The sequence below is a fragment of the Streptomyces albidochromogenes genome, from assembly GCF_005981925.1.
Taxonomy (GTDB): domain Bacteria; phylum Actinomycetota; class Actinomycetes; order Streptomycetales; family Streptomycetaceae; genus Streptomyces; species Streptomyces albidochromogenes.
Map to the genome: position 1 here is coordinate 1 of NZ_VBVX01000389.1, position 5,374 is coordinate 5,374.

Here is a 5,374-nt window from a genome sequence, read left to right on the forward strand (position 1 = left end):
CACCTGACCCCCTCTACCGCCCTGGAGCCCCGCCGTGCCGGAATGGCTGATCTACACCCTGGTCTCCGTCCTGGTGTGCGCACTGGTCATCGCCGTCACCGTGATGCGCCACCGCCGCCTCGCCGACGAGGACACGTCCCAGACACCGGACGTACTGGAGTACATGGTGATGATGGTCGGCGTCGTCTACGCCATCGTGCTGGGCCTCGCCATCGCCGGCGTGTGGGAGGCCCGCAACGCCGCCGAGGACACCGTCCAGCGCGAGGCCCAGGCCCTGTACGAGATCAACCAGCGCCTGGACGTCTACCCGGCGGCCTTCCGCACCGAGGTACGCGCCCACATCGACAGCTACGCCCGCCATGCCGTCACCGCCGAGTGGCCGGCCATGGAGGACGACGAACAGGCCGGAGCCGAAGGCGCCCGGTTGTTGAGCCGCATCCGCAGCGACATCGCCCACCGCACTCCCGCCGACGAATTGCAGGCCCAGGCGTACCAGCCGCTGCTGGACCAGGTCGCCGCCGCGGACGACGCCCGCCACCAGCGACTCGACAGCGCCGGCACCACCCTGCCCGGGGTGGTCTGGTTCGGTCTGATCGCCGGCGGAGCCGTCACCCTCGGCCTGCTCTACACCCTGCAGATCCGCCATTCACCACGCGAACTGCTCCTGGCCACCACCTTCAGCGCTCTGGTGGTGCTCCTGCTGTTCATGGTGTGGAGCTTCGACGCACCCTTCGGCCACTCGGGAACCGACTCGTCCCAGCCCCTGCAGGAGTTGTACACGGCGAGCACCTGACCCTCCGTCACCCACGGCAGCGTCGCCCCGTATCCGCAACCCGCCGGCCCGAACACGCGCGCGCCGCGTCACCACCGCCATCGGCGGTGCTAACGGGGCGGTGACGGTGGGGTTGCGGAACGGCTGCCGGGCGGTGCCGAAAGGCGCGGCGAAACGTTAAGCCGCGTATGGAAGCATTCGGCGACGACTCCGCCCCGGTGCATGGTGTCTCATGGCCGGGCGCGTACTGGCTGGACGTGCCGCCCCGCGCGGAAGGCGACTGCGTGTGGTGCGCCCAGTTGTGGCACGACGGCGGCCCGGATCCGCGAGGCGGCGGGGCGGACGAGCGTGCCGCCTCGGGAGACGGTCGGGCGGCTGACGCGGTCGTGCCGTCCATGGTGAGCGCGTTGGCCGTGCAGGTGCGTCTGGTGATGCTGTCGGTGGCCGCGTGCGCGGTCGTTTCAGCGATGCTCGCGGTAGTCCTGGCGTGAGCCGGGGCTGGTGACGCAGGGCTGGTCAGGCAGGGCTGGTCAGGCGGGGCTGGTCAGGCAGGGCGAAGGCCCCGGCCGATCACGGCCGGGGCCTTCGCGTCGATGGGCGCGCCTAGTTCGTGAAGGTGAAGTACTTCCAGGTCCCGTGCGCCGTGCTGTTGACGTTGTCGCCGGAGGAGTTGTTGATGTACGACGAGCGCATCCGGGCACGGATGCCGGCCTCGCCCGGCGCCTCCAGCCTCACGGCCGACTGGCCGTTCGTACCCAGGGCGAAGTACTCGGACCCGGAGGCGTGCCAGCTGCCCTGGTAGTAGACCTCGAGCTCGAACCGGTGCTTGCGGCCCGCGTAGTAGTTCATGGTCGTGGTGAACACCGGGTCGGTGTTCTTGCGGAAGTAGTGGTACGAGGTGGAGCCGATCTTGCCCGTCTTGTAGTGCTTGGAGACGCTGACCGACACCTTCGCCCTGGCGTACGCCGTCGACTTCACGGTTTTGGAGGCGTAGCGGGCGTCACCGGCGAAGACGGCGGTGACGTCGGTGTCCCGCGTCATGTCCACGGTCGCCGACAGGTTGCCCTGCGAGTTGACCTTGGCCTTCTTCAGCAGCTTGTTCGGCTTGTCGGCGCCGTAGGGGTTGGCGTAGATCTCGACGACGCGGTTCTTGTACGTCGTACCGAGGTGCGCCGTGAAGGACACGTCGGCGCCGTACGCGTACACGTTGCCGTTGCGGTTCAGTGTGAGCGAGGTGGCCTTGCGCGAGACCTGCACCGTGTCGGAACCGGAGGCGGGGGCGTGCGTGGCGTCGCCCGCGTACGCCACCTTGTAGGTGACCTTGCCGCCGGCGGGCGGTGTGTCGGTGAAGGAGAAGGTGCCGTCGGCCTTGGTCGTGGCGCCGGGCAGGGCCTTGCCGCTCGGGGACTCGACGTCCGTACGGGTCACCTTGAGGGCCGTGCCCGCCGGGAGCGTCGTCTTCGACGTCAGCTTCCCGGTGACGGTCAGCTTCTTGGCGCGCTCGGCGCCGGCGGGAGCCGACACCTTCAGCGAGGCGAGCTCCTTGGTGGGGTCGGTCAGAGCCCGCAGGGTGAAGGTGCCGTAGGTGTTCTCCGACACCGCGAACACCCGGCTGCGGTCGGGCGCCCAGGCCAGCGCGCCGGGGACCAGGACGTCACCGCCGCTGCTGTTGCCGGTGTTGGGGAACTCGTACTGCCGCGTCGGCTTCGGGTCGCCCGCCCGGTGGATGTGGACGTCGGGGGCGTACCAGGAGAAGGAGCCGCCCGCGACGGTGCCGTCGGGAGCGACGGCGATCGCGTTCGGGTACGCCTCGGTCGGGTAACTCGCCTTCTCCTGGAGGTCGGTGGTGGAGTAGACGGGGAAGCCGTAGCCGTTCCCGCTGCCGTCCCAGGAGGTGAGGACCTGCGCGCCGTCGGGCGTGAGGTCCAGTTGTTTCACACCGGTGTCCATGGAGCCCTGGACCCGCAGCGCCGCCCCCTCGGCGGAGACGTCGTACACAGCGAGCCGGCCGCCGGCCCCCGCCACCAGCACGCCGGGCACGGCCGGGTCGGCAGCCAGGAGCGGCGTGGCGCCGGAGAAGTCGGCGCCCGCGTTCTGGTCGAGCTTCACGACGGGCTCGGCGCCGGAGACGTCGAGCGATCCGATGCGCGAGCCGTAGCCGAACCACAGGCGACCGTCCACGATTTCCAGGTTGGCCGGGGCCACGGCGCCGGCCAGGTCGTAGTCGGCCGTCCGCGTGTGGGGCCCCGTCTCCACCGCGACGATCCGGCCGGTGTCCTTGACGGCCGCGTACACCTGGCCGGAGTCCGCGGACAGCGCGAGGCCGGTCACACCGGGCAGGCCGGTGAGGGTCGCCTTGACGGTGCCCGCGTAGTCGGTGACCACGATCTTGCCGCCGGTCGGGTCGGAGATGTAGACCCGCTGGCGGTCGCCGTCCACGACGATGTCGCCGACCGATTTCACCGACAGGACCTTCGCCGAGTCGGCCGCCGCCGGACCCGTTGTGCCCGCGACGAGTGCCACCGAGCTGAAGAGGACCGCGAGCGCCGTCGCGGTCGGAATGCTGCGCCTGCGCACAGTGATGTGAACCCCCACAGAAGGAACCCGGCGATCACCGGGTTGACAAAGAGAAGGCCGCGCTGTCCCCCCTCGCGCCGACGATGGGCGCGTGGAGCGCTGCCGAGAGGGCTCAGCGTATGACATGGCAGTGACAGTTGAGGTCTAAATTTTCTGCTGCTCGGTCCGACGGCGCATGGGAAGACGCCGGGCGGGGCACCGGGTGGTTCGGTGGCTGTGCCGGAGCGACGCGCGGGGCCTGGGAGAATGGCGGGCATGGACATCGAGCGCAGGAACAACGTCACCGTCACCGGCAACCCCCACGGGCCGGCAGTGGTGCTGGCCCACGGGTTCGGCTGCGATCAGAACATGTGGCGGCTGACGGTGCCCGCCCTGGTCGACGACTACCGCGTGGTGCTGTTCGACTACGTGGGTTCGGGCCGCTCGGATCTGTCCGCGTTCTCGGAGGACCGCTACGCCTCCCTGGACGGCTATGCCCAGGACGTGGTGGATGTGTGCGACGCGCTGGACCTGCGCGACGCGACGTTCGTGGGGCACTCGGTCAGCGCGATGATCGGAGTGCTGGCCGCCGGCATGGCGCCCGAGCGGATCGGCGCGCTGGTGATGGTCGCTCCCTCGCCGCGGTACATCGACGACGACGGCTACCGGGGCGGGTTCAGCGCGCAGGACATCGACGAGCTCCTGGTGTCACTGGAGTCCAACTACCTCGGCTGGTCGGCGGCGATGGCGCCGATGATCATGGGGAACGAGCACCGGCCCGAGCTCGGTGAGGAGCTGACGAACAGCTTCTGCGCCACCGATCCCGACATGGCCCGCGTGTTCGCCCGCACCACGTTCCTGTCCGACTCCAGGGACGATCTGAAGAGTGTGCGGGTGCCGACGCTGGTACTGGAGTGCACCCAGGACGTCATCGCCCCCCGGGAGGTCGGCGCCTTCGTCCACCGCGCGATCCCCGGCTCGACGCTGGTCACCCTCGACGCCACGGGCCACTGCCCGCACCTGTCCGCGCCCGAGGCCACCAACGAAGCCATCACCGGCTTCCTGGCGGGCCTGCGGTGATGTGCCGCACGGGTCAGGACTTCGACCCGCACGACGCCGGCGACGAGAAGACGTCGACCGCGGCGTTCGCCGCGCTGCTGGAGGACAGCGCCGAGGAACTCTACGAGAGCGCGCCGTGCGGGTATCTGTCCACGCTGATGGACGGCACCATCGCGAAGATCAACACCACGCTGCTCGGCTGGCTCGGCCTGGAGCGGGAGGCGGTGGTCGGCCGCATGCGGTTCACCGACCTGCTGACCGTGGGCGGCAAGCTGTACCACGAGACGCACTTCGCGCCGCTGCTGCGCATGCAGGGCGAGATCAGCGGCATAGCCCTGGAGATCAAGCAGGCGGGCGGTGACCGGCTGCCGGTGCTGATCTCCTCCGCGGTCAAGAACGGCAGCACCGGAGAGCCGCTGCTGATCCGCACCACCGTCTTCGACGCCCGCGACCGCCGCGCGTACGAGGAGGAGCTGCTGCGCAGCCGGAAGGCGGCCGAGGAGGCGCGCAAGGAGGCGGAGGCCGACCGGGCGCGGCTGCATGACGCCCTCACCGTACTGCAGCAGTCGCTGCTGCCCGCCACCCTGCCGCCGGTACCCGGAGTGGAGACAGCCGCCTACTACCACACCGCGTCCCCCGACCGGCTCGGCGGCGACTTCTACGACGTCTTCCCCGTCGACGGCAAACGTTTCGCCTTCTTCCTCGGCGACGTGTGCGGCAAGGGCCCCCAGGCCGCCGCGGTCACCTCGCTGACCCGCTACACCCTGCGCGCCGCCGCATTGCACGACCCGGACCCCGTCTCCGCCCTGACCACACTGAACAAGGTCCTCCAGGAGCGCTACACCGGCGGCGACCCCCGCTACTGCACCGCGGTCTTCGGCGTCCTGGAACCCGATCCCGCGACGGGGCGGGTCGCCGTCCGCCTCGCCGCCGGCGGCCACCCCCCGGCCCTCGTCCTGCGCGCCGACGGCGCGGCCGACTTCCTGC

General features: G+C 70.4%; 5 protein-coding genes. 4 read left to right on the forward strand and 1 reads right to left on the reverse strand.

Annotated elements, in window-relative coordinates; translation table 11 throughout:
- Positions 1 to 34 precede the first annotated feature (34 nt).
- Positions 35 to 793 carry a bestrophin-like domain gene (locus E2E34_RS30765; RefSeq protein ID WP_138905141.1) on the forward strand — a complete coding sequence of 253 codons (759 nt, stop codon included), beginning with the start codon at positions 35 to 37 and terminating at the stop codon, positions 791 to 793.
- 167 nt (positions 794 to 960) lie between these two features.
- Positions 961 to 1,263 (forward strand): hypothetical protein, encoded by a 303-nt coding sequence (locus E2E34_RS30770; protein ID WP_138905142.1) that lies wholly within the window; start codon positions 961 to 963, stop codon positions 1,261 to 1,263.
- Positions 1,264 to 1,375: 112 nt separating this feature from the next.
- Here E2E34_RS30770 and E2E34_RS30775 read toward each other — a convergent pair whose 3' ends face one another.
- A complete protein-coding gene (locus E2E34_RS30775) occupies positions 1,376 to 3,349 on the reverse strand; it encodes a YncE family protein (protein WP_138905143.1) in 1,974 nt (657 codons plus the stop codon).
- A gap of 255 nt (positions 3,350 to 3,604) precedes the next feature.
- Here E2E34_RS30775 and E2E34_RS30780 point away from each other — a divergent pair, with 255 nt between their 5' ends.
- Together E2E34_RS30780 and E2E34_RS30785 are read left to right on the forward strand one after the other, a co-directional pair.
- Entirely contained in the window at positions 3,605 to 4,408 is an 804-nt protein-coding gene (locus E2E34_RS30780) for an alpha/beta fold hydrolase (protein ID WP_138905144.1), read from the forward strand.
- Positions 4,408 to 5,374 (forward strand): PP2C family protein-serine/threonine phosphatase (locus tag E2E34_RS30785; RefSeq protein WP_138905145.1); only part of this gene is annotated, 967 nt, incomplete at its 3' end. The genes E2E34_RS30780 and E2E34_RS30785, both read left to right, overlap by 1 nt.

Bases quoted from the DNA above. Each gene is read 5' to 3' on its own strand.
- E2E34_RS30780 (WP_138905144.1), top strand. From the start codon at position 3,605: ATGGACATCGAGCGCAGGAACAACGTCACCGTCACCGGCAACCCCCAC.
- E2E34_RS30770 (WP_138905142.1), top strand. From the start codon at position 961: ATGGAAGCATTCGGCGACGACTCCGCCCCGGTGCATGGTGTCTCATGG.